Raw genomic sequence first — 19,130 nt, 5'->3', positions numbered from 1 at the left:
TCATATTCATTGATTGTCCGGTGTCAATGGGGTGTCCGCTCCGAGGGCCTCGACGACCGGCCGGCGGCGCACCACCGCGACCCCGGCACCGCAGACGCAGGCCAGGAAGAACCCGCAGAAGGCGTAAGTGGCCGGGCGCAAGCCGATTCCGTCCGCCAGGAACCCTAGCCCGAGGATCCCCGACCCGACGGTGGCGTATCCGGCGAGCCACACCATGGACACCACTTCGGCGGTCCGCCCCTCCGGCGCATACCCGCGCGCGAGGGTGAGCCCGGCGAGCTGCGCCAGGCTCTGCCCCAGACCGGCCGCGATCGCGGCCACGACGATGACGGGCACCGAGGCGGCACCGACGGCGACGGCGATGAGCACCGCGGCCAGCGCGGAAACCGAGAGCCCGACCACCGCGACCCGATAGATGTCCATCCGGCGGACGAGGAACTGCGCCCCGGCCCCGGCCCCGAAGACCACGAACGACACCGCGCCGGCCAGGGTTCGCGTGTCGTTGCCGAGCAGGTCGGCGATCAACGCCGGGCCGAGGGAGATGAACAGCCCCGCCAGCGCGAAGGGGCTACCGGCCACGGCCATGGCCAGCAGCACGGTTCCCGCGATCTCGCGCGGGACGCTCGGCAGCTGCACCCAGCGACCGCCCACCCCGGCCGGGCGACCGCCGACGGCGGTCAGCGGTATCGCGGCGGCCGCCAGCGGAACGATCAGCACCAGGAAGACCAGGCGCGTGGGCGCCGGCGCGACGTCGGCCAGCACCCCGGAGAGCAGCGGGCCCACGGCCGACCCGGCGACGGGTGCCGCGCTCGCGTACAGGGCGGCGCGCGCTCCGCGGCCGGGGCCGAACGCGTCGGCGATCGCCGCCGACCCCGCCGCGCCGAACGCCCCGGACGCGAGGCCGATGAAGAACCGCCCCGCCTCGAGCCACAGCGGCGTGCGGGCCGTCGCGAACACGAGGCAGGCCACGATCGCGAGGCCCAGTGCGGGCAGCAGGACGGCCCGCCGCCCGAATCGGTCCGAGGCGCGGCCACCGAACACCAGCGCCACGACCGACCCGACTATGTAGCTGACGAAGATCAGGCTGACCGTGCTGGGCGGAAAGCCCATCTCGCGCTGCCAGACCACATACAGCGGAGCCGGAGCGTTGCTCGCCGCGAACACGAGGAACACCGACAGCGCGATCCACGACGGCCGGGCCACCCGGCGCCTCTCCAGAACCTCGACCGACACCCGGCCTCCCTATTGATATGAATGATTAGCCCCTATAGAGGGTGGCATATTCCCGGCGCCCGTGGAGCGAATCGGCGGACCGTACGATGGCGGACTCCCGAGAGAAAGGTGCCGTCCGTGGACCCCGAGGCCGATCCGTCCACGCCACTCGAGTCCTTCGGGTCGGCTGTCCGCGCCGGATGGCACGCCGTCTCCGCGGTGAGCGAACCCGCGCCGCCCCTGCTCGTCGCCCTCACCGCCACCGTCGCGCTGGTGCTGGTGACGGTGCGCCCGCTGTGGCTGGTGACCCGGCACGTGATCACCCAGGCACACGAGGGCTCGCACGCGCTCGTCGCACGGCTCGTGGGCCGACAGCTGGCGGGCATCCGCCTGCACAGCGACACCTCGGGCGTGACCGTGTCCTCCGGCAACCCACGAGGGCCGGGCATGATCGCCACCGCGTTCGCCGGGTACACCGGCCCGGCCGCACTCGGATTCGTGGCCGCGACCCTGCTCACCGTCGACCGACCGGCGGCGGTGCTGTGGTCCGTGCTGGCCGCGCTCGCCCTGCTGATCCTGTTGATCCGCAACTTCTTCGGATTCGTCTCGGTGCTGGCGGCCGGCGCGGTGATCGGGACCGCCGCGTACTACGGCGACGAGCTGGTGCGCTACACCGTCGCGTACCTGACCACCTGGGTGCTGCTGTTCGGCGCCACCCGGCCGGTGCTCGAACTGGCGCGCACCCACCGGCGCGGCCGCGGGCAGGGCTCCGACGCGGATCAGCTGCGGTGGCTCACCCGGATGCCGACGGCGGTGTGGATCGTGGCGTTCGCGGTCGTCACGCTCGGTACCGCGGCGTACGGCACCGCACGCATCGTCGCGACGCAGGTGCCCTGATCACGGCTCGAGCGCGATCGCCACGGCCCGCACCGGGGCGCCGTCCGCGTCCCGCAGCCGCAGCGGAAGAAGACTGATCAGCGGATCGGGAAAGTCGACGAGTTCGAGGTTGCACAGGTTCTCGCACACGATGCCGCCGGCCTCGGCGACGAGCCGATGCGCGGGGTAGTCACTGCCGAGGGCGGAATCGATGCTCGGGGCGTCGAGGCCGATGGTGCGCACGCCCCGCCCGAGCAGCCACCGGCACGCGTCCTCCGACAGGCAGGGGTGCTCGAAGTAGGCATCGGTGTCGTAGTGCTCGGCCCACCCGGTATGCACGAGGACGATGTCGCCGGGACCCGGGTCCGGTCCGCCGGCCACTCCGTCGACGAGGTGCTGTCGCGTCACCGCGGTGCGCGACGGCAGGCCCCGGACGTCCAGCACGACTCCCCGACCGACGAAGCGGTCGAGCGGAACCTTGTCGATCGGCGCGGCCCCGGCGCGCATGTGCAGCGGGGCGTCGACGTGCGTTCCGGTCTGCGAGCCGATCTCCACCCGCAGCAGGTTGTACCCGTCGCGCTCGAGCGTCGCGTGCGGCGTGAGCACCGGCACGGGATCGCCCGGGTAGACCTGGGTGTCGCCGGAGACGGTGCGGCTCAGGTCGACGATCCTGCGCACGCGCATGCCCCGATGCTAGCGGGTGACCCACGATCCGGGTTCCACTCAGCGCGCCGGCGCGCGGGGCTCACTCAGCGCGCCGGCGCGGCCGTGAGGTGGTGCCGGTCGGAGCGGTCGATCGTCGCGGCCGCGACGAGCACGCCGACCACCACGCCGACGAGGGTGTCGGCGATCCGGCTCAGCGCGATCTCCGGCCCGACGGACGACCCGAGACCGGTGAGGAGCAGCGCCATCGCGGTCACCGCGACGGACGTCGCGGCGTAGTTCTTCATCACGTACAGTTCCGCCACCGTCTGCAGGACGACGATGGCCAGCGCGTACGGCCAGTAGTCGAGGGACAGCGCGAGCAGCGCGGCGGCGAGCACCGCGCCTGCGACGTTGCCGAGCAACCGCTGGATCGCGCGCTGCACGGTGTGCCGGTAGTTGGCCCCCTGTAACGCGGCCATCGCGCCCATCGTCGCCCACAGCGGGTGCTGCAGACCGGCGGCCTCGGCGAACCAGCCCGCGATCAGCGCGGCGAGCAGCACCCGGCCCGCACCGACGAGAAGCGCGCGATCACGCACCCGGGCAAATCCCTCTCGTACGAACCCGGCGGGCCGCTCGAGGACCGGCGCCCCCGCCGCATCGACGCGAGGAATCGCGATGTCGCGCCGCACCTTGCGCAGCTCGGCCTCGAACAGGGCGAATTCGGCGACGCGATCGGCCGCGACGCCGGACGCGGCCCCCTCGACGACCGTCTCGGCCGCGCCGAGCAGCGCGAGCAGTTCGTGGGTGTGCCGGTCCGCCCGGCGACGGGACCCGAGCGCGAGAACCACGTGGGCGCGGGCGATCGCGGCCCGGGCGCCCGGCACGGCCCGTTCGCCGTCGCGTTCGATCGCCGCCACCGCCGCCAGGGCCCGGGCCACGGCGAGCCGGGCGGGACCGTGCGGGTGATGCAGTGCGGGCAGCATCGCGACGGCCCAGCCGACGAGCGCGCCGAGGGCCGTCGCGACGACCACGTCGCGCACGTCCACGGCGGTGCGGGCGAATCCGGCGGCGCCGGCCGCGGCGAAGATGAGGATCACCGGGCCGGGGCCGGACAGCCGGAAGGCCCCGAGGATCCAGAAGGCGATCGCGGCCGCGACGGAGAGCACCGCGATCTGCGTCCACATGGCCGCACCGGTGGTCCCCACGGCGGCACCGAGTGCGGCGTACCCGACCACCCCGAGGCCGACCACCGCGACCTTGCCGGCCTGCTGCGAGTAAGGCTCGTACCGGCCGAACGCCGAGGCGAGTGCACCGAGGGCGGCGAAGCCGGCCAGATGCGGCAGATCCAGCAGCCCTCCCGCGACGAGGACTACGAGAACTGCCGCCCCGACGCGCAGCGCCGGAGCGCGCGTGGCGTCCGCACTGCGGAACTCGAGCGACTCGCGCCACGCCGTCGGCGAGAGGGAGTGCGCGAGGGCGATCCGCGAGTGACGGAGGCGGCTGCGGTCCGGGGCAGAGGTAGCGAGGGGCACTCCCCCAGTGTAGATACTTCACGTATAAATTAAATATAAATCGATTGTGAGACTCATCGCTAGAATGGGCCCATGACGGACGCCACCCAGCCCGAGGACTTCGTCGACCGCGTGCGGGTCGGCTGGGCCGAGACGCACCCCGACATCGACACGCGACCCATCGACGTCGTCGGCCGCATCACGCGGATCAGCTCCCTGGTGCTCGCCCAACTGGACCGCGAACTCGTCCCCAGCGGCGTCACGCGCCCCGAATTCGAGGTGCTCTGCGCCCTCGCCCGCAGCGAATCACCGCTGCGGGCCAGCGAAGTCACCTCCGTCACCGGACTGAGCGGCGCTTCCACCACCAAGCACGCGGACCGCCTCGTCGGGCTCGGCCTCGTCGAACGTCAGCGCTTCGAGCGGGACGGCCGCGTGGTCCTGCTCGCACTCACCGATGCGGGACGAGCCGTGGTCGACATCGAGTTCCCGCGCCGTGTCACCCGGGAACGCCACCTGCTCGACGGATTCACCGCCGGCGAACTCGACACCCTCACCGCCCTGCTTCGGCGCCTCACCCGCACGGTCGAGGCGCAGACCCGGCCCTGATCCGGGACGTCAGGGCAGCTCGATCGTCTCGGCGCGTTCGATCTCGCCCAGCGCGCGGCGCAGGTAGGGCTCGGGACCCACCCGGCGTGCCGCGAGCAGATCCGCGAGCACGACCAGTCCCGCGCGCAGGTACTCGTCGGGGCGAGCCTTCGGCGCGTCGGGATCGAACACCCCGAGCGTGCCGGTGAGCACCGAAACCAGCATGTCCGGCTGCAGCGACGGCAGCCACATCGACGCCGTGCGCGCGCTGCGCTCCAGCACCGTCTGCACGTCCTCGCCGGTCAGCCCGTCCGGATGCAACTCCTCGAGCAGTTCCCGCATCATCGTCGCGTGCACCCCGGCAACCTGCTCGTACGGCAACGCGGCGAGCTCGGTCACCGCGTCCTCCCACCCCGGCACCGACTGCGTCCGGGCCGCGGCGAGCGCGGTCGCCGTGTGATCCGCAATGTCGCGTGCGATCTCCGGCCACTGCGTTGGCCACACGATGTCCTCCTACGTTGTCCTCCCACGTTGCCGACGTGTCGCCGTCAGCCTGCCAGCCGGGACCGACATCCGTGTCACACCCGGCGTTGCAGCTCGAGCGCGTCCCACGGCGCGTAACCCTTGATGTCGTTGTCGAAGTACACGTACACGTCGCGCCCCTCGGAGCGCCAACCGCGGATCCGGGCCGCCCACACGTCCAGCGCCTCGGGGGCGTACCCGCTCGCGTACAGCTCGGTGTCGCCGTGCAGCCGCACGTAGACGAGGTCCGTCGTCGGCTCGGTGAGGAACGGGAACCGGCCCGCGGTGTCCGCGACGACGAGGGCGACGCCGAGCCGGCGGAGCAGGGCGACCGCCTCCTCGTCGGTGAAGCTCGGGTGGCGCACCTCGAGCGCGTACCGGATCGGCCGGTCCGTGTCGATCTCGGTCCACACCCGGTCCTCGCGCACCTTGTCCGTGTGCCGCGCCGCGAGCGCCGCGGCCTCGGCCGTCGAAGCGGGCAACCGCTCGACGAACCCGGCGATCCGCTCCGGCTCGAATGCCAAGGAGGGCGGCAGTTGCCACAGCACGGGTCCCAGCTTGGGACCGAGGGCGAGCACACCGGAGGCGAAGAAGTTGGCGAGGGCGTCGTCCACGTCGACGAGACGCTTCATGTGGGTGACGAACCGGCCGCCCTTGACGGCGAAGACGAACCGGTCCGGTGTCTCGTCCCGCCACCGCAGGAAGCTCGACGGCCGCTGCAGCGCATAGAAGGTGCCGTTGATCTCGATCGATCCGAATCGCTCCGCGGCGTACTCGAGTTCGCGGCGCTGCACCAGCCCCGCCGGGTAGAAGTCGCCGCGCCATTCGGCGTACCGCCAGCCGGAGATCCCGATCCGCACCTGAGCCATCGCTCCACGGTAACGCTCGTCACGACTGGGAATCGGATCGTCATTCGGCAGGCGGCAGGGGCGGCGCGGGCCTACGCTGTGCCCGAACTACGAGACCGCATCCTAGGAGTGGCCGTGTCCGAGAGAGCTTTCACCGCAAACGATCAGTTCAGTCCCCTGTTCAAACAGATGTGGTGGTTGGTGCTGATCCGGGGCATCCTCGCCGTGTTGTTCGGTGTCGTCGCCCTGGTATGGCCGGAGATCACCGTCTGGGCCCTGGTGGTGGTGTTCGGCATCTACGCCATCGTCGACGGCGTCGTACTCGTCTACCACGCGATTCGCGACCGGGCCCGCCTCGACGGCTGGGGCTGGTGGCTCGCGATGGGCCTGGTCTCCATCGCCGCCGGCATCGTCGCCCTCGTCTGGCCCGCGGCCACCGCACTCGTGGTGCTGTACATCATCGCGTTCTACGCGATCCTGTTCGGCGTCACGGGCATCATCGGTGCGCTGAGCTTCCGGAAGGTCCCGAACTCCGGGTGGGGATGGTCGCTGTTCGCCGGGATCCTGGCCGTCCTGCTCGGCGTCGTGCTCCTGATCTTCCCGGGCAGCGGCATCATCAGCCTGATCTGGTTGCTCGGTATCTACGCCATCCTGTTCGGCGTGCTGCTGATCGTCCTTTCCTTCCAGATCCGCAAGGTGGCCAAGGCGGCCGGGCTCGTGTGACCCGGCCGCCCGTGGAGCCGGGTCAGGCGACGTCCTTGAGCCGGCCCCACGCGTGCCAGCGGTCGATCTCGATCCAGGCACTCACCCGCGGCCGGTTGCGCACCCCGTAGGGCTTACCGGTGTAGTGCCGCGCGATGCGGTCGATGTCGGTCAGCTCCGAGTCGTCGGCGAACTCCGTGACGCGCCCCTGGATGCTCACGTGCGTCACCCAGTCCGCCGGGTCCATGGCGCTGAGACTGACCCGGGGATCACGCCGCAGGTGCCCGAGACGGGTGCGGCCGGCGTCCATGTTGACCAGGATGCGGCCGTTCTCGAACAGATACCAGGTGGGCACCGACACCGGATGTCCGTCGGCGCGCAACGTGCTGATCGTGGCGTAATTCGGCTGGGCCAGCATCTCGGCGACGGCCTGCGGCAGCGGGGCTTCGGGCACGGCGTGGTCCTTTCCTCGGCGGACGGTGGCGGATGTTCGATCACGAACCTACGCCGGTTCCGGCGGAAACCACCCCGCGACGGGGCCTGCGGGCCGACGATGGGATGGTCCACGAGCCCGACCATGCAATGGTCCGACAGCCGAGGAGCTGAGAACATGCCGAAGTACCTGTGGCAGGTCACCTACACCCCGGAGGGCGCGCAGGGGCTGCTCTCGGAGGGGGGGTCCGTCCGTAGTTCCGCCATCACCGAGATGGTCGAGAGTGTCGGTGGCAGCGTCGAGTCCGTGCACTTCGCGCTCGGCGGGCACGACCTCTACGTCATCGGGGAGGTGCCCGACGATCTCGCGGCGGCCACGCTCGAGTTCCGCACCCGGGCGTCGGGTATCGCGCGTTCCGTGCCGATCCGGTTGCTCACCCCCCAGGAGATGGACGACGCGGTGCACCGCAACGCCGCGTACCGGACGCCCGGGCACTGAGCGGGCCGCTCCCCGCCGGGTCGGACCGCCGGGTCACAGCAGGTCGAGGAACAGCCGCGCGGCGGTGGAGGCCGGGGCCGGTTCACGGCCCCCAGCGCCGGTGTGCGGTGCGGCGCCCCGGGTCGCAGCCCGATGCGGTGCAGGCCGCTGCGTCGCGCGATCGATCTCCGCGACGGCAGCGAGCGGATGGCGGAGCGCGCCCCTGTGGACGCGCAGGCGTGATCGCGACCGGACCCGTGACGAGCTGTGCCGCACCGGGATCCGATCGTCCTGCGCGCACCGTCGTCAGCTCGCGGCGGGACGGTCGCTCAGCACCAGCCGGCACACGTCCTCGACGTTGCGCAGCGCCTCGGCGAACCTGATGCGATCCGTCGTCCACAGCACCAGCGAGTTGAGCATGGTGCTGCCGATCACCAGCGACGCCAGCCGTGCCCGTTCCGCCGGAATCCCCTCCATGGCCTCGAAGACGGCCGAACGGTTGACCGCCGACCGCTCGACCAGCGTCTCCACCACATACGGATCCCGGGAGGTCTGCAACTCGACCTCCAGGCGGGCGAAGTGCGGCCCCCGCTGGAACGCCTTCATCTGCCGCACGTACAACCGGACGACACGCTCCACCACATCCTCCGCCGACGCCGGGGCATCGCGGTCCGGCCGGCGCCGGCGCTCGGTGGCGAGCCGCTGCGACAGGCGCTCGTTCCAGGCCACCATCGCGGCGGCGAGCAGTTGCGGCTTGGCCGGGAAGTAGCGGTACAGGGTGCCGAGCGCCACCCCGGAACGCACGGCCACGTCCCGCATCTGGATGCTGTCCGGGCTCGTTTCCTCGAGCATCTCGACGACGGCCTCGGTGATCCGGTCACGTCGCCGCAACTGCGCGGGCGTCATGTCGTCCGGGTTCATGGGCACGCCGGCGGCTGCGGAACTCACCCGCGCAGACTAGCGTGTCCCCGCCACAGCGATGCCGGGGTCACAACCCGAGGTTCTTCGCGACGATTGTCTTCATGACCTCGCCGGCGTTCCTCCTCCGGGACACGGAAGCCTGGTGGCGACGAGACCGCCGCCGCGGCCGCGTCGTACCCCCGCCGGCACGGTCGCGACCGGCAGTCCCGGTCAGCGAAATAGAATTTTGTTCTACTTCTCGAGGTCATGTATTCCAGAAGTTGGGTTCTTGAACGAGCACCACTATGGACCGGATGACCAGCGAGCTTCGGATAGGGAGGAACATGATTCTATTGAACGCGCCTCCGGGGGTCGGCTACGCTGCGGGGCGGACACCCGGCGGCCTTCCCGGCACCGAGCACCCGAAGTCGTGCGCTCCCCGTCGACAGGATCGACTACCGGAGGTGCGAGCCGCCCTGCAGGGCAGTCCGCGCCCGTGCGGACCCCTCGTCCCCGGCCCATGGGGCCGACATCCACCGAAGCAAGGAGACGCCGTGAGTGACACGGACCTGACCGGCCGCACCGCCGTGGTGACGGGAGCCGGGTCCGGCCTGGGCCGGGCCGAGGCACTGGCACTCGCCGCACGGGGCGCAGCCGTCGTCGTGAACGACATCGGAGCCGCTGCACACACCGTTGCCGCCGAGATCGAGGAGCGAGGTGGCAAGGCGATCGCCGTCGAAGGTGACGTCGGAACCTGGTCGCTCGGCGACCGTCTCGTCGACGCGGCCGTCGACCGGTTCGGCAGCCTCGACGTCGTGGTGAACAACGCCGGCATCATCCGTGACGCGATGCTGGTCACCATGACCGAAGGGATGTGGGACGAGGTGATCCGCGTGCACCTGAAGGGGCATGCGGCACTGACCACCGCGGCGGCGAGATACTGGCGTGCGCAATCGAAGTCGTCGGGTTCACCGGTGTACGGACGGCTGATCAACACCACGTCGGAGGCGTTCCTCTTCGGTGGGGCGGGGCAATCGAACTACGCCGCCGCCAAGTCCGGGATCGTCGCCCTCACCCTGGCCGCGGCACAGGGGTTGTCCCGGTACGGGGTGACCGCCAACGCCATCGCCCCGAGGGCCCGCACGGGGATGACCGCGCACGTCTTCGACGAAGACCCGTCCGGTTCGCCCGTGGACATCCTGGCTCCCGAGCGGGTGGCAACCTTCGTCGCCTACCTGGCGTGCCCCGCGTCCAGCCGCGTGAACGGGCAGGTCTTCGTCGTCTACGGCGACATGGTGGCGCTGATGGCTCCGCCGGTGGTGGAGAACCGATTTACCGCCGGCTCCGGGGTCTTCACCGTCGACGAGCTCGACGTACAGGTCTCCGGATATTTCGCCGATCGTCCCGCCGACCGTACATTCTCCGCCCGCAGCGTCGCAGCCCTGGACACCACCGGCGTGCGCACCAAGCTCCCATGACGGCATCCCGCCGGGGCGGGGCGACCGGCACCGATCGTCGCCCGGAAGAACCGCCGCGCCGGTCCGGCGACGGCGCCTCCGGCCCCGGTCGGGACCCCTCGGGTACGCGATTCGTCGCCACGGCGGAAACGCCTCGACTCTGTTCGATCGCATTCCGTCGGAGCGCTCACCGCAGACGCGTTCCGTTCCCGCCGGGTGGGAGCGCCGGTGTTCCGCGTAGCGCACCAAGCAAGTGCTAGGTAATGTGAGTTGAAGGAGGCCAGACATTGACTGTGATGCATAGTGACCCGATTCCGTTGCCGGACATGCCGCGCGAGCAGCGCCCCAGTGTCGCAGAGCGGTTCACCCAGATCCTCGACGTCTTCGCGTCCGGTCCCGACCGGATGTTCCTCGAGGAGATCACGGCCGCCACCGGGCTGCCCCGCTCGACCGTCTTCCGCCTCCTCACCCAACTCGTCGACCTCCACTGGGTCGAACACGACTCCCGCGGATACGGCCCCGGTCTGCGGATGCAGACGATGGCCCGGCCCCGGGACTACTCGCAGCTGCGCGCCGCGGCCGCGGGGATGCTCAACGACCTGCAGATCGGCACGGGCGGAGTCGCGCACCTGACCGTGCTCGAAGGCTCGTCCGTGTACTTCCTCGACCGGATCGGGGGCGCGGCCAGCGCGGGCATCCCTTCTCAGGTGGCAACCCGTCTGCCGGCCGAGAGCACCGTCAGCGGACGGGCGCTGCTCGCCGGCCTCGAGCCGGAGCGGGTCGACGCCCTCATGACGGCCGGACCGCACGTACGGTCCCGGGCCGACCTGTCGGCCCTGCACGACCGCCTGAACCGCGTGCGCCAGCGGCAGGGTCTCGCGTTCGTGCCCGGCCACTCGTGCCCGATGTCCATCAGCGCCGTCGCCGCACCGGTCGTCGGCCCCGACGGCGTCGTGGGTGCGATCTCGGTGGCGTGCCGCGGAACGGTCGAACTCGCCCACATCGCACCGATGGTCTGGGCCGCCGCGCGCCGCACCTCACGGGTGCTCACCCCCGGCCGGTCCGGTTCCACCGCGCGGACCCGCCTGTCGCACCGAACGCGCTTGGGTGTCGTGAACTAGAACGCGACGGCGCGCCGGAGGCCGTCCGGCGCGCCGTGAATTCGCTTTCCCTGCAAATGTTCCGTCGACGGAACCGGTCATTCCTCCACGCGAACGAACACTCCCCGCGCCTCGACCGTGCGCTCACCGCGGCATTCGATCCAGCCCTCGGCGACGGTCTTCCGGCCCTCGGTCTCGACGATCCGCGAATACAGATCCAGCGGCTCGTCGAGCGGCGTACGCCGCAGGTAGCGCAGGTCGAGCGACGCCGTCAGCGAACGGCTGCCCCGCGCCTGCATGAGGGTGCCGAGCATGCAGTCCAGCAGGTGGGCGCTGAACCCGCCGTGCACGCTGTCGGGCGGGCCCTCGTGCAGGGCGTTCGCGACCAGCCGGGCCCGCGCCTCGTCCGCGCCGAAGTAGATCTCGAGCGGAATGCCCATCGGGTTGTGGGTGAACAGCGCCCACGGCTCGCGCCCGCCCGTGTCCCTGGACCGCGACGGTCCGCCGAACGGGGGACGCAGCACCCGCGGACGCGGCCGGCTGCCGAGGGTCTCGGCCAGTTCGGCGATCGTTGCGCGGGCGGCGCGGACGGTGTCGGCGTCCGCCGTCGTCGTCGCCGCGGCCAGCATCAGCGCGCGGGTCGCGGCGACGAGTTCCGCGGTCGCCTCCCGCAGGTCCGTGGGCACGTCGGTGGTCCCGGTCATTCGTCACCGCCCGGTAGCGTGCGCGAGACCGTGACGACAGCAGAACCTTCCGCGGCGCTCCAGCGCGTGCCGGTGACGAGCGCCGACTGCCCGTCGTTCGTCATACGGGTGCCCCGATCCTGGGCGCGGACCCGAGGACGTCTCCCAGCGCGGCCGCGGTCGCGTCCGCACCGCCGAGGGTGAAGCACAACTGCCGCCCCCACAGGAAGTAGCGGTGGATCGGGTAGTCCACGTCGGCACCGATACCACCGTGCAGGTGCTGCGTCGCGTGCACCACCCGCAGACCGCCCCGCGACGCCCACCATTTGGCGACGAGAACCGCGGACTCGGCCTCCTGCTCCCGTCCGGCGTCGAGCAGCCACGCCGCCCGCCGGGTGGTGAGCCGGATCGCCTCGGTGTCGAGGTAGGCATCGGCGGCGCGCACCGCCACCGCCTGGTTGGTCGACAGTGGCCGGCCGAATTGAATTCGCTGCGAGGTGTATTCGGCCGTCGTCTGCAGCGCCTGCTCACACACGCCCAGCTGCACCGCGGCGAGCGCGAGCTGGATCCGGCGGCGCACCCAGGCGACCGTCTCCGCGCCGTCGCCCGGCAGACGATCGACTGCAGGCACGACGACGTCGTCGAACCGGACGTTGGCGAAGCTGCCCCGGTCGGTCGCGGCGACCGGTTCCACCGTGACGCCGTCCGCCCCGGTCGGTATCACCACGACGGCGAGCGAACCGTCGTCGCACCGGACCGGAACGGTCGTCGCGGCGGCCACGGCTGCGGCGGGCACACCGGCGACGGTTCCGCTGACGACCAGGTCGTCGCCCTTGCTCACCGCCGACAGCGACGTGAGTTCACCGTAGGGGGCGTCGAATGCCGCGACGACCGGCCGGGATCCGTCCACGATGCCGGGGACCAGGCGTTCGACCTGCTCGGCCGTGCCGAACCGGGCGATCGCCGAGGCGGCCGCCGTCACCGACCACAGCGGTACCGGCGCCACGTGCCGACCCTGCTGCTCGAGCACGGTGCTCAGGCCGAGCAGACCCATCCCGGCACCCCCGGACTCCTCCGGCACCGCGATGCCGAGCAGGCCCGCGTCGGCGAGGGCACCCCACAGCGTCGCGTCGAAACCGCCCTCGTTCTGCTCCACCTCGACGACCCGCTCCACCGGCGCGAGCTGCCGGAAGAGCTGGGACGCCAGATCCTGCACACTCGTCAGGTCCTCGTCGAGTTCGAAATCCATGTCAGCTCCTCGTGCTGGTGGGGGCGTCGGTGCGGCGACGGGCGGCGAGCGTCATGCCGAGGCACTTGGCAGCGACGATCTCGCGCATCACCTCGTTGGTGCCGCCGCCGAACGTGTTGTTCTGGGCTCTGCGCGCCAGGGTTTCGACGCGTCCCTCGACGACGGCTCCGGGGCTACCGGGCCGCAGCAGGCCACGGACACCGAGGATCTCCTGCATCTTGCCGTAGGCGGTGACGACCGCCTCGGTGCCGAAGATCTTGGCGGCCGCGGAGTCACCGCCGCCGAGGGTGTTCGCGGCGACGTCCGCGACGAGCCGGAGGTTGACGAGGTCGGCGGCACTGAGCAGTGCGTACGTCTCCGCCAGATTGGTGCGCACCCAGGGCAAGTCGTAGACGGTCCCGACGCCCAGGGGCTCGGACTGCGCCCAGGCGAGCACGGCGTCGTACAGCTCGTTCGCGATGCCGCCGCGGGCCGCGAGCGCGACCCGCTCGTGGTTGAGCTGGTTGGTGATCAGGCCCCAGCCCTGGTTCAGCTCGCCCACGACGTTGGTCAGCGGCACGCGGACGTCGTCGTAGTAGGTGGCGGAGGTGCTGATGCCACCGACGGTGTGGATCTCGGTCACCGAGAACCCGGGCGCCGACGTCGGTACCAGCACCACCGAGATGCCCTGGTGCCGCGGCGCGTCCGGATCGGTGCGGACGGCCAGCCAGACCCAGTCCGCGTAGACGCCGGCGCTGGTGAAGATCTTGTTGCCGTTGATGACCAGTTCGTCGCCCTCGATGCGGGCGCGGGTCTGCAGCGAGGCGAGGTCGGTGCCCGCGTTCGGTTCGGTGTAGCCGATGGCGAAGATCAGTTCACCGGCCAGGATCGGCGGCAGGAAGAAGTCCTTCTGCGCCTGGGTCCCGTGTTTCATCAGCGCCGGCGCGACGGTGTTGAGGGTGACCAGCGACAGCGGTGCACCGGCGCGGATCACCTCGTCGTAGAACACGTACAGGGCCTCGGGATCCTCACCCCGGCCGCCGTATTCGGTGGGCCAGCCGAGACCGAGCCACCCGTCGCGGCCCATCCGCCGCAGGATGCGGTCGAACACGGGACCGCCCTCGGTCTGGTCGACGAGGGCGCGTCGATCGTCGTCGTCGATGATCTCGGCGAAGTAGTTCCGCAGCTCGGTGCGGAGCCGACGTGAATTGTCGGACAGTTCCGGGTGCATGGCCCCTCCAGGTTCGTGTGATGGATTCGGTGTCAGCGCGGCAGACCCAGCACGCGACGGGCGATCACGTTGAGCTGGATCTCGATGGTGCCGCCGCCGAAGAGCACCGCGGGCAGGCCGATGTGGTCGATCATGTGCCCGCCCTCGTCGACGGCGCCGAGCGGACCGAGCAGCGAGACCAGCCCGCGCGAGCCGTCGCGTTGGGCGATGGCGCTGAAGACCTTCTGCACGCTGATCTCCGCCCCGGCGTCGAGACCGGACAACCGGCGCAGCACGCTGCGCAGGTTCATCGCCGACAGGGCCATCTCCCGGCCGGTGTTGCGGCCGAGGACGCGCAATGCGTCGTCGCGGGCGGCGGCGTAGCGCCCCGACTCGACGACGTCGCGCACCCGCGCGGCCGCACCGTGCGCGAGCTGTGCGCCCATGCTGAGCCGTTCGTTGGCGAGGGTGGTCACCGCGAGGCGCCAGCCCTGCCCCGGTTCCGAGACCAGGCAGTCGTCGGGGACGAAGACGTCGTCGAAGAACACCTCGTTGAACTCCGCCCGTCCGGTCGCCTGTCGCAGTGGCCGCACGTCGAGCCCCTCGCTGCGCATGTCGACGAGGAAGTACGAGATGCCCTCGTGCTTGGGCGCCTCGGGATCGGTGCGAGCCAGGCAGATTCCCCAATCCGCCTCGTGGGCCATCGAATTCCACACCTTCTGTCCGGTGAGGACCCAACCGCCGTCCACCTTGCGGGCGCGGGTGGACAACCCGGCGAGGTCCGAGCCGGCGCCCGGCTCGCTGAACAACTGGCACCAGACGATCTCGCCGCGCAGGGTGGGGGTGACGAAACGCCGCTGCTGGTCCTCGGTGCCGTGCCGCAGCAGGGTGGGCAGGGCCCACTCGCCGATGACGGTGGTCGGTAGTTCGAGGCCGCGGCGCGCGAATTCGTCCGCGATCACGGCCTGTTCGTGCGGTCCGGCAGCGAGGCCGTAGGGCCGGGGATAGTGCGGGGCGACGAGTCGGGCCTCGGCGAGCCGGGCGCGACGTGCCCCGCCGCGTGCCGGCGCCCAGCCGTCGCTGCGCACCGCGTCGTCCGGCAGTGCCCGTACCTCGTCGAGGACGGCGCCGACCTGCGCACGCAGCTCCGGTAGCGCATCGGCTTCGACGAAGGAGAAGTCGCGCTCGCCCGACAGCGCGAGCTCACCGAGCCGGCGTGCCCAGACGTCCTCCGGGCCGGCGACGGAGGCGATCGACAGTGCCCGTCGCGAGTACAGGTGCGCGTCGTGTTCCCAGGTGAAGCCGATACCGCCGAGCAACGTGACGCATTCGAGCGCCACGTCGACGGCCGCCGGCACAGCCGTCAGCCCCGCCTGCGCCGCCGCGAGACGCTGCTGCTTCCGATCCTGGCGCACCGAGCGGGCGGCGTCCCACGCCGCCGCGCGGGCGATCTCGCTGCGCACCAGCATCATCGCGGCCTTGTGCTGCACGGCCTGGAAGCTGCCCACGGGGCGGCCGAACTGGTGACGGTTGCGGACGTGGTCGACGGCGGTGTCCAGCGCCCACGCCGCGATCCCGGCGGCCTCGGCGCCGAGCACGGTATTGACGATCAGGTGCACGTCCTCGTCGGCGATCGCCGGGAGCAGGTCCTCGGGCATGACCACCGCACCGGACAGCCGCAGTCGTCCCACCGACCGGGTGAGGTCCACGCCGTCGGCGACCTCGACCTCCCCGGCCGCCGGTGGGAGCCGGAACCACACGGGCGCGCCGTCGGCGGTGGCGCGCACGATCACCTCGTCGGCGCCCGGCAACCCGAGCACCGGCTCGGAGACACCGGTGACCGTCCATCCCTGCCCCGACGCGGTCGCGACGAGGCCGGGGGTGGTGACGGCGGCGCCGGTCGCGCCCTCGGCGAACCGCCGCAGCAGGTCCGCGACGAGGCCCTCGGGCGGGAGGGTGGCGACCAACGCCCCGGCCAGTACGGTCGGCACCCACGGGCCGGGAACGAGGGCGCGGCCGAACTGCTCCGCCACGACCGCGAGTTCCGGCAGTCCCGCCCCACCGCCGCCGTGCTCCTCGGGTAGGTGCAGGGCGTGCAGGCCCTGCGCGACGCACGCATCCCAGATCTCCGGTCGCTTGCCCGCCGCGAGGTCGGCGAATGCGGCCCGGGTGCGTTCGATCGGGGCGTGGCGACGGGCGAGGCCCGCGACGGAGTCGGCGAGGTCGCGGTGGTCGGCGTCGAGTGCGATCGTCATGGCCTACATCCGTTCCAGAATCATGCACGTCGTGGCGGCGGACGCGCAGATGGCGATCATCGCGACCTGCCGGTTCCGGCGTTCGAGCTCGTCGATCGCGGTGGCCAGCAACCGGATTCCCGTCGCGCCGGCCGGGTGGCCGAGGGCGATGGCACCGCCGCCGACGTTGAGCACGTCCGGGTCGATCTCGAGCACCTCGGCGAACGACATCGGCACGGCCGCGAAGGCTTCGTTGACCTCGAACAGGTCCACGTCGGCGACCGTCATCCCGGTGCGGTCGAACAGCATCTGCGCCGCGGCCACCGGGCCGTCGAGCATGAACTCGGTGTCGCCGCCGATGACGCACTGCGCGAGCAGCCGGGCCCGCGGCGCCGCACCGAGTTCTCGTGCCCTGTCCTCGGACATCAGGACCGCGGCGCTCGCGCCGTCGGACACCTGCGACGAGGTGCCGGCGGTGTGCAGGCCGCCCTCGATCGTGGGACGCAACCGCGCGAGCGCCTCCGTGCTGGTCTCGCGCAGTCCCTGGTCCCGGGTGACGGTGGTGCTGCCGTCGTCGCCGGGGACGGCGATGGGGATGATCTGCCGGTCGAACCACCCGGCATCCCAGGCGTCGCGCGCCCGCTGCTGCGACCGCAGGCCGAACGCGTCGAGGTCCTCGCGGGCGAAGCCGCGGTGCCGGGCGATGCGGTCGGCCGCGGTGTACTGGTCGGGGGTGTCCACCGACCACGACGCCGGTCGCGGGGTGCCGGCGCCCGTGCCGACCTTGTAGGTGAGCGGGACCCGCGACATCAGCTCGACGCCGCACGCCAGGCCGACCTCGAAGGTGCCGAGCGCGATCTGCCCGGCGACGAGATGCACCGCCTGCAGCGCGGTGCCGCACTGGGCGTCGATGGTGGTGGTCCCGGTGTGGGAGGGCAGGCCCGCGTGCATCCACGCGGTGCGGGTGATGTTGCCGAACTGCTCCCCGATCGGGGTGACACACCCGCCGACGGCCTGCTCGACGAGGGCGGCATCGACGCCGAGCCGGTCGAGCACGCCGCGTTGCGCGAGTCCGAGCAGCTCGGCGGCGTGCAGGCCGGAGATCCAGCCGTCGCGCTTGCCGAAGGGGGTGCGTGCGGCGTCGACGATCACGGGTTTCATGCGGGTACCTCCGGTCGGGTCCACTGTCGGTTGTCGAGCCCGCGGACCTCGAGCCCTGATTCGTCGACGAGGCCGGGGCCGGCGGTGATCCGGCCGGTGAAACGGGACGGCACGACGGTCACCGCCACTTCGCGGCGAAGGCGTGGATCGCGCCGGTCACGCGGGTGACCTCCTCGTCGGAGAGCCCGTGACTCATGCCCAGCGTCATGCCGCGTTCGAACACCGCATCGGCCTCGGGCAGCCCCTCGTCGGGCACGCGGTGCTCGACGCCCGCCATCATGGGATGGCGGGTGATGTTGCCGCTCCACACGGTTCGGGTGTCGATGCCCTGCGCTTCGACGAACTCCTGCAGGTCACTGCGGGAGAACGGGGCGTCGGCGGAGACCGTGACGGGATAGCACAGCCAGGCGGTGTCGAGGCCGTCGGTTTCGACCGGCGTGCGGAAGAACTCGGGGTAGGCGCCGTATGCGGCGGTGAACTCCGCGAAGGTCTTGCGGCGCCGCTCGTAGTTCTGCGCGAGCTTGTCCAGCTGCACGACGCCGTAGGCGGCGCCGAGTTCGGACGGTTCGAAGTTCCACGGCAGCAGATCGAAGATGAAGTCGTTGTCGTAGTCGACCCCGTCCAGATCCTCCCGGAAGACGCGTCCACCCCCGTTGCCGAACAGGTTCGGCTCGGAGCGACGCCCCCAGCGGCGCAGCAGGAGTGCACGATCGCGGGCCTGCTCGTCGTCCATCATGACCATGCCGCCGGTGCCGGCACACGTGATGATGTGGGCCATGGAGAAGCTGGTGACGCTCAGGTCGGCACGCGCGCCGGTGGGCGTGCCGTGCAGCCGGGCACCGAGGGTGTCGCAGGTGTCCTCGATCACCTTCAGGCCGTGCCGGTCGGCGACGGCCCGGATCGCGTCCCAGTCGGGGCAGTTGCCGGCGAGGTTCGGGACGAGCACGGCGCTGGTGCGGTCGGTGACCATCGCCTCGATCTTGGTGACGTCGACGTTGAACGTGTCCGGTTCGACGTCGACGAAGACCGGTACCAGGCCGGCGCGTACGAGGGGCGCGACGTCGGTGGAGAAGGTCAACGGCGAGGTGATGACCTCGCTGCCCTTCGGCAGGTCGAGCAGCTCGACCGCGAGGTACAGGCCGGAGGATCCGGAGTTGCACATCACGCCGTACTGCTTCCCGGACAGCTCGGGAATGCGGCGTTCGAGCTCGAAGACGTTCTTGCCGATGCGCAGCCCCTGATGGCCGCTGCGCAGGACGTCGACCACCGCTCGGATTTCGTCCTCGCCGTGGGTGGCGCGGGCATAGGTGAGGCGTTCGGTCATGTTCGGACTTTCTCTGGATGGG

19 protein-coding genes are annotated in these 19,130 nt (G+C 71.3%); 6 read left to right on the top strand and 13 right to left on the bottom strand.

Annotation, left to right across the window (positions count from 1 at the left end; translation table 11 throughout):
- Positions 1-6 precede the first annotated feature (6 nt).
- Complete coding sequence (locus tag G6038_RS02705) at positions 7-1,233, bottom strand: MFS transporter (RefSeq protein ID WP_346772730.1); 1,227 nt, start codon at positions 1,231-1,233, stop codon at positions 7-9.
- Positions 1,234-1,350: 117 nt separating this feature from the next.
- On the opposite strand from G6038_RS02705, the gene G6038_RS02700 reads away from it, so the two are divergent.
- On the top strand, positions 1,351-2,109 hold the full coding sequence (locus tag G6038_RS02700) for a M50 family metallopeptidase (protein WP_165035791.1): 759 nt from the start codon (positions 1,351-1,353) through the stop codon (positions 2,107-2,109).
- Here G6038_RS02700 and G6038_RS02695 read toward each other — a convergent pair whose 3' ends face one another.
- Positions 2,110-2,772: a cyclase family protein gene (locus tag G6038_RS02695; RefSeq protein ID WP_165035790.1), complete on the bottom strand. Its 663-nt coding sequence runs from the start codon at positions 2,770-2,772 to the stop codon at positions 2,110-2,112.
- Positions 2,773-2,837: 65 nt separating this feature from the next.
- Complete coding sequence (locus tag G6038_RS02690) at positions 2,838-4,265, bottom strand: FUSC family protein (RefSeq protein WP_165035789.1); 1,428 nt, start codon at positions 4,263-4,265, stop codon at positions 2,838-2,840.
- 72 nt (positions 4,266-4,337) lie between these two features.
- Here G6038_RS02690 and G6038_RS02685 point away from each other — a divergent pair, with 72 nt between their 5' ends.
- Complete coding sequence (locus G6038_RS02685) at positions 4,338-4,850, top strand: MarR family transcriptional regulator (RefSeq protein WP_165035788.1); 513 nt, start codon at positions 4,338-4,340, stop codon at positions 4,848-4,850.
- A gap of 9 nt (positions 4,851-4,859) precedes the next feature.
- Here the strand turns inward: G6038_RS02685 and G6038_RS02680 are convergent, their stop codons facing one another.
- Both G6038_RS02680 and G6038_RS02675 read right to left on the bottom strand, forming a co-directional pair.
- On the bottom strand, positions 4,860-5,333 hold the full coding sequence (locus G6038_RS02680; RefSeq protein ID WP_346772729.1) for a hypothetical protein: 474 nt from the start codon (positions 5,331-5,333) through the stop codon (positions 4,860-4,862).
- Positions 5,334-5,407: 74 nt separating this feature from the next.
- Entirely contained in the window at positions 5,408-6,220 is an 813-nt protein-coding gene (locus G6038_RS02675) for a DUF72 domain-containing protein (protein WP_165035787.1), read from the bottom strand.
- A 108-nt stretch (positions 6,221-6,328) separates the two neighbouring features.
- Between G6038_RS02675 and G6038_RS02670 the strand changes: the two genes are divergently transcribed.
- Positions 6,329-6,922: an HdeD family acid-resistance protein gene (locus G6038_RS02670; protein WP_165035786.1), complete on the top strand. Its 594-nt coding sequence runs from the start codon at positions 6,329-6,331 to the stop codon at positions 6,920-6,922.
- Positions 6,923-6,944: 22 nt separating this feature from the next.
- Here G6038_RS02670 and G6038_RS02665 read toward each other — a convergent pair whose 3' ends face one another.
- Positions 6,945-7,355 (bottom strand): PPOX class F420-dependent oxidoreductase, encoded by a 411-nt coding sequence (locus G6038_RS02665; RefSeq protein WP_165035785.1) that lies wholly within the window; start codon positions 7,353-7,355, stop codon positions 6,945-6,947.
- A gap of 156 nt (positions 7,356-7,511) precedes the next feature.
- On the opposite strand from G6038_RS02665, the gene G6038_RS02660 reads away from it, so the two are divergent.
- Positions 7,512-7,832: a GYD domain-containing protein gene (locus G6038_RS02660; protein WP_010594059.1), complete on the top strand. Its 321-nt coding sequence runs from the start codon at positions 7,512-7,514 to the stop codon at positions 7,830-7,832.
- A 285-nt stretch (positions 7,833-8,117) separates the two neighbouring features.
- Here the strand turns inward: G6038_RS02660 and G6038_RS02650 are convergent, their stop codons facing one another.
- Entirely contained in the window at positions 8,118-8,717 is a 600-nt protein-coding gene (locus tag G6038_RS02650) for a TetR family transcriptional regulator (protein ID WP_206024197.1), read from the bottom strand.
- A gap of 548 nt (positions 8,718-9,265) precedes the next feature.
- On the opposite strand from G6038_RS02650, the gene G6038_RS02645 reads away from it, so the two are divergent.
- Positions 9,266-10,189 carry an SDR family NAD(P)-dependent oxidoreductase gene (locus tag G6038_RS02645; RefSeq protein ID WP_165035784.1) on the top strand — a complete coding sequence of 308 codons (924 nt, stop codon included), beginning with the start codon at positions 9,266-9,268 and terminating at the stop codon, positions 10,187-10,189.
- Between the two features lie 275 nt (positions 10,190-10,464).
- On the top strand, positions 10,465-11,289 hold the full coding sequence (locus G6038_RS02640) for a helix-turn-helix domain-containing protein (protein ID WP_165035855.1): 825 nt from the start codon (positions 10,465-10,467) through the stop codon (positions 11,287-11,289).
- A gap of 77 nt (positions 11,290-11,366) precedes the next feature.
- Here G6038_RS02640 and G6038_RS02635 read toward each other — a convergent pair whose 3' ends face one another.
- The 6 genes from G6038_RS02635 to G6038_RS02610 all read right to left on the bottom strand — a co-directional run bounded on the left by G6038_RS02635 (position 11,367) and on the right by G6038_RS02610 (position 19,108).
- The gene (locus G6038_RS02635) at positions 11,367-11,972 is read right to left on the bottom strand and encodes a PaaI family thioesterase (protein WP_165035783.1); all 606 of its coding nucleotides are present in this window, start codon (positions 11,970-11,972) and stop codon (positions 11,367-11,369) included.
- 100 nt (positions 11,973-12,072) lie between these two features.
- Positions 12,073-13,200, bottom strand: coding sequence for an acyl-CoA dehydrogenase family protein (locus G6038_RS02630; protein ID WP_165035782.1), 1,128 nt, complete (start codon positions 13,198-13,200; stop codon positions 12,073-12,075).
- Position 13,201: 1 nt separating this feature from the next.
- A complete protein-coding gene (locus tag G6038_RS02625; protein ID WP_165035781.1) occupies positions 13,202-14,410 on the bottom strand; it encodes an acyl-CoA dehydrogenase family protein in 1,209 nt (402 codons plus the stop codon).
- A 32-nt stretch (positions 14,411-14,442) separates the two neighbouring features.
- A complete protein-coding gene (locus tag G6038_RS02620; RefSeq protein ID WP_165035780.1) occupies positions 14,443-16,644 on the bottom strand; it encodes an acyl-CoA dehydrogenase in 2,202 nt (733 codons plus the stop codon).
- Between the two features lie 3 nt (positions 16,645-16,647).
- Positions 16,648-17,784 (bottom strand): steroid 3-ketoacyl-CoA thiolase, encoded by a 1,137-nt coding sequence (locus G6038_RS02615; RefSeq protein WP_165035779.1) that lies wholly within the window; start codon positions 17,782-17,784, stop codon positions 16,648-16,650.
- A 118-nt stretch (positions 17,785-17,902) separates the two neighbouring features.
- Positions 17,903-19,108, bottom strand: coding sequence for a DegT/DnrJ/EryC1/StrS family aminotransferase (locus tag G6038_RS02610; protein ID WP_165035778.1), 1,206 nt, complete (start codon positions 19,106-19,108; stop codon positions 17,903-17,905).
- Positions 19,109-19,130: the final 22 nt, after the last annotated feature.

Source organism: Rhodococcus sp. 14C212, from assembly GCF_011058195.1.
Taxonomy (GTDB): domain Bacteria; phylum Actinomycetota; class Actinomycetes; order Mycobacteriales; family Mycobacteriaceae; genus Rhodococcus; species Rhodococcus aetherivorans.
This window is presented reverse-complemented; position numbering and strand designations above follow the sequence as displayed.

Coding starts and splice junctions, on each gene's coding strand:
- G6038_RS02675 (WP_165035787.1), bottom strand. CDS start 6,220: ATGGCTCAGGTGCGGATCGGGATCTCCGGCTGGCGGTACGCCGAATGG.
- G6038_RS02615 (WP_165035779.1), bottom strand. CDS start 17,784: ATGAAACCCGTGATCGTCGACGCCGCACGCACCCCCTTCGGCAAGCGC.
- G6038_RS02630 (WP_165035782.1), bottom strand. CDS start 13,200: ATGGATTTCGAACTCGACGAGGACCTGACGAGTGTGCAGGATCTGGCG.
- G6038_RS02640 (WP_165035855.1), top strand. CDS start 10,465: ATGCATAGTGACCCGATTCCGTTGCCGGACATGCCGCGCGAGCAGCGC.
- G6038_RS02620 (WP_165035780.1), bottom strand. CDS start 16,644: ATGACGATCGCACTCGACGCCGACCACCGCGACCTCGCCGACTCCGTC.
- G6038_RS02625 (WP_165035781.1), bottom strand. CDS start 14,410: ATGCACCCGGAACTGTCCGACAATTCACGTCGGCTCCGCACCGAGCTG.
- G6038_RS02650 (WP_206024197.1), bottom strand. CDS start 8,717: ATGACGCCCGCGCAGTTGCGGCGACGTGACCGGATCACCGAGGCCGTC.
- G6038_RS02635 (WP_165035783.1), bottom strand. CDS start 11,972: ATGACCGGGACCACCGACGTGCCCACGGACCTGCGGGAGGCGACCGCG.
- G6038_RS02610 (WP_165035778.1), bottom strand. CDS start 19,108: ATGACCGAACGCCTCACCTATGCCCGCGCCACCCACGGCGAGGACGAA.
- G6038_RS02695 (WP_165035790.1), bottom strand. CDS start 2,772: ATGCGCGTGCGCAGGATCGTCGACCTGAGCCGCACCGTCTCCGGCGAC.
- G6038_RS02685 (WP_165035788.1), top strand. CDS start 4,338: ATGACGGACGCCACCCAGCCCGAGGACTTCGTCGACCGCGTGCGGGTC.
- G6038_RS02660 (WP_010594059.1), top strand. CDS start 7,512: ATGCCGAAGTACCTGTGGCAGGTCACCTACACCCCGGAGGGCGCGCAG.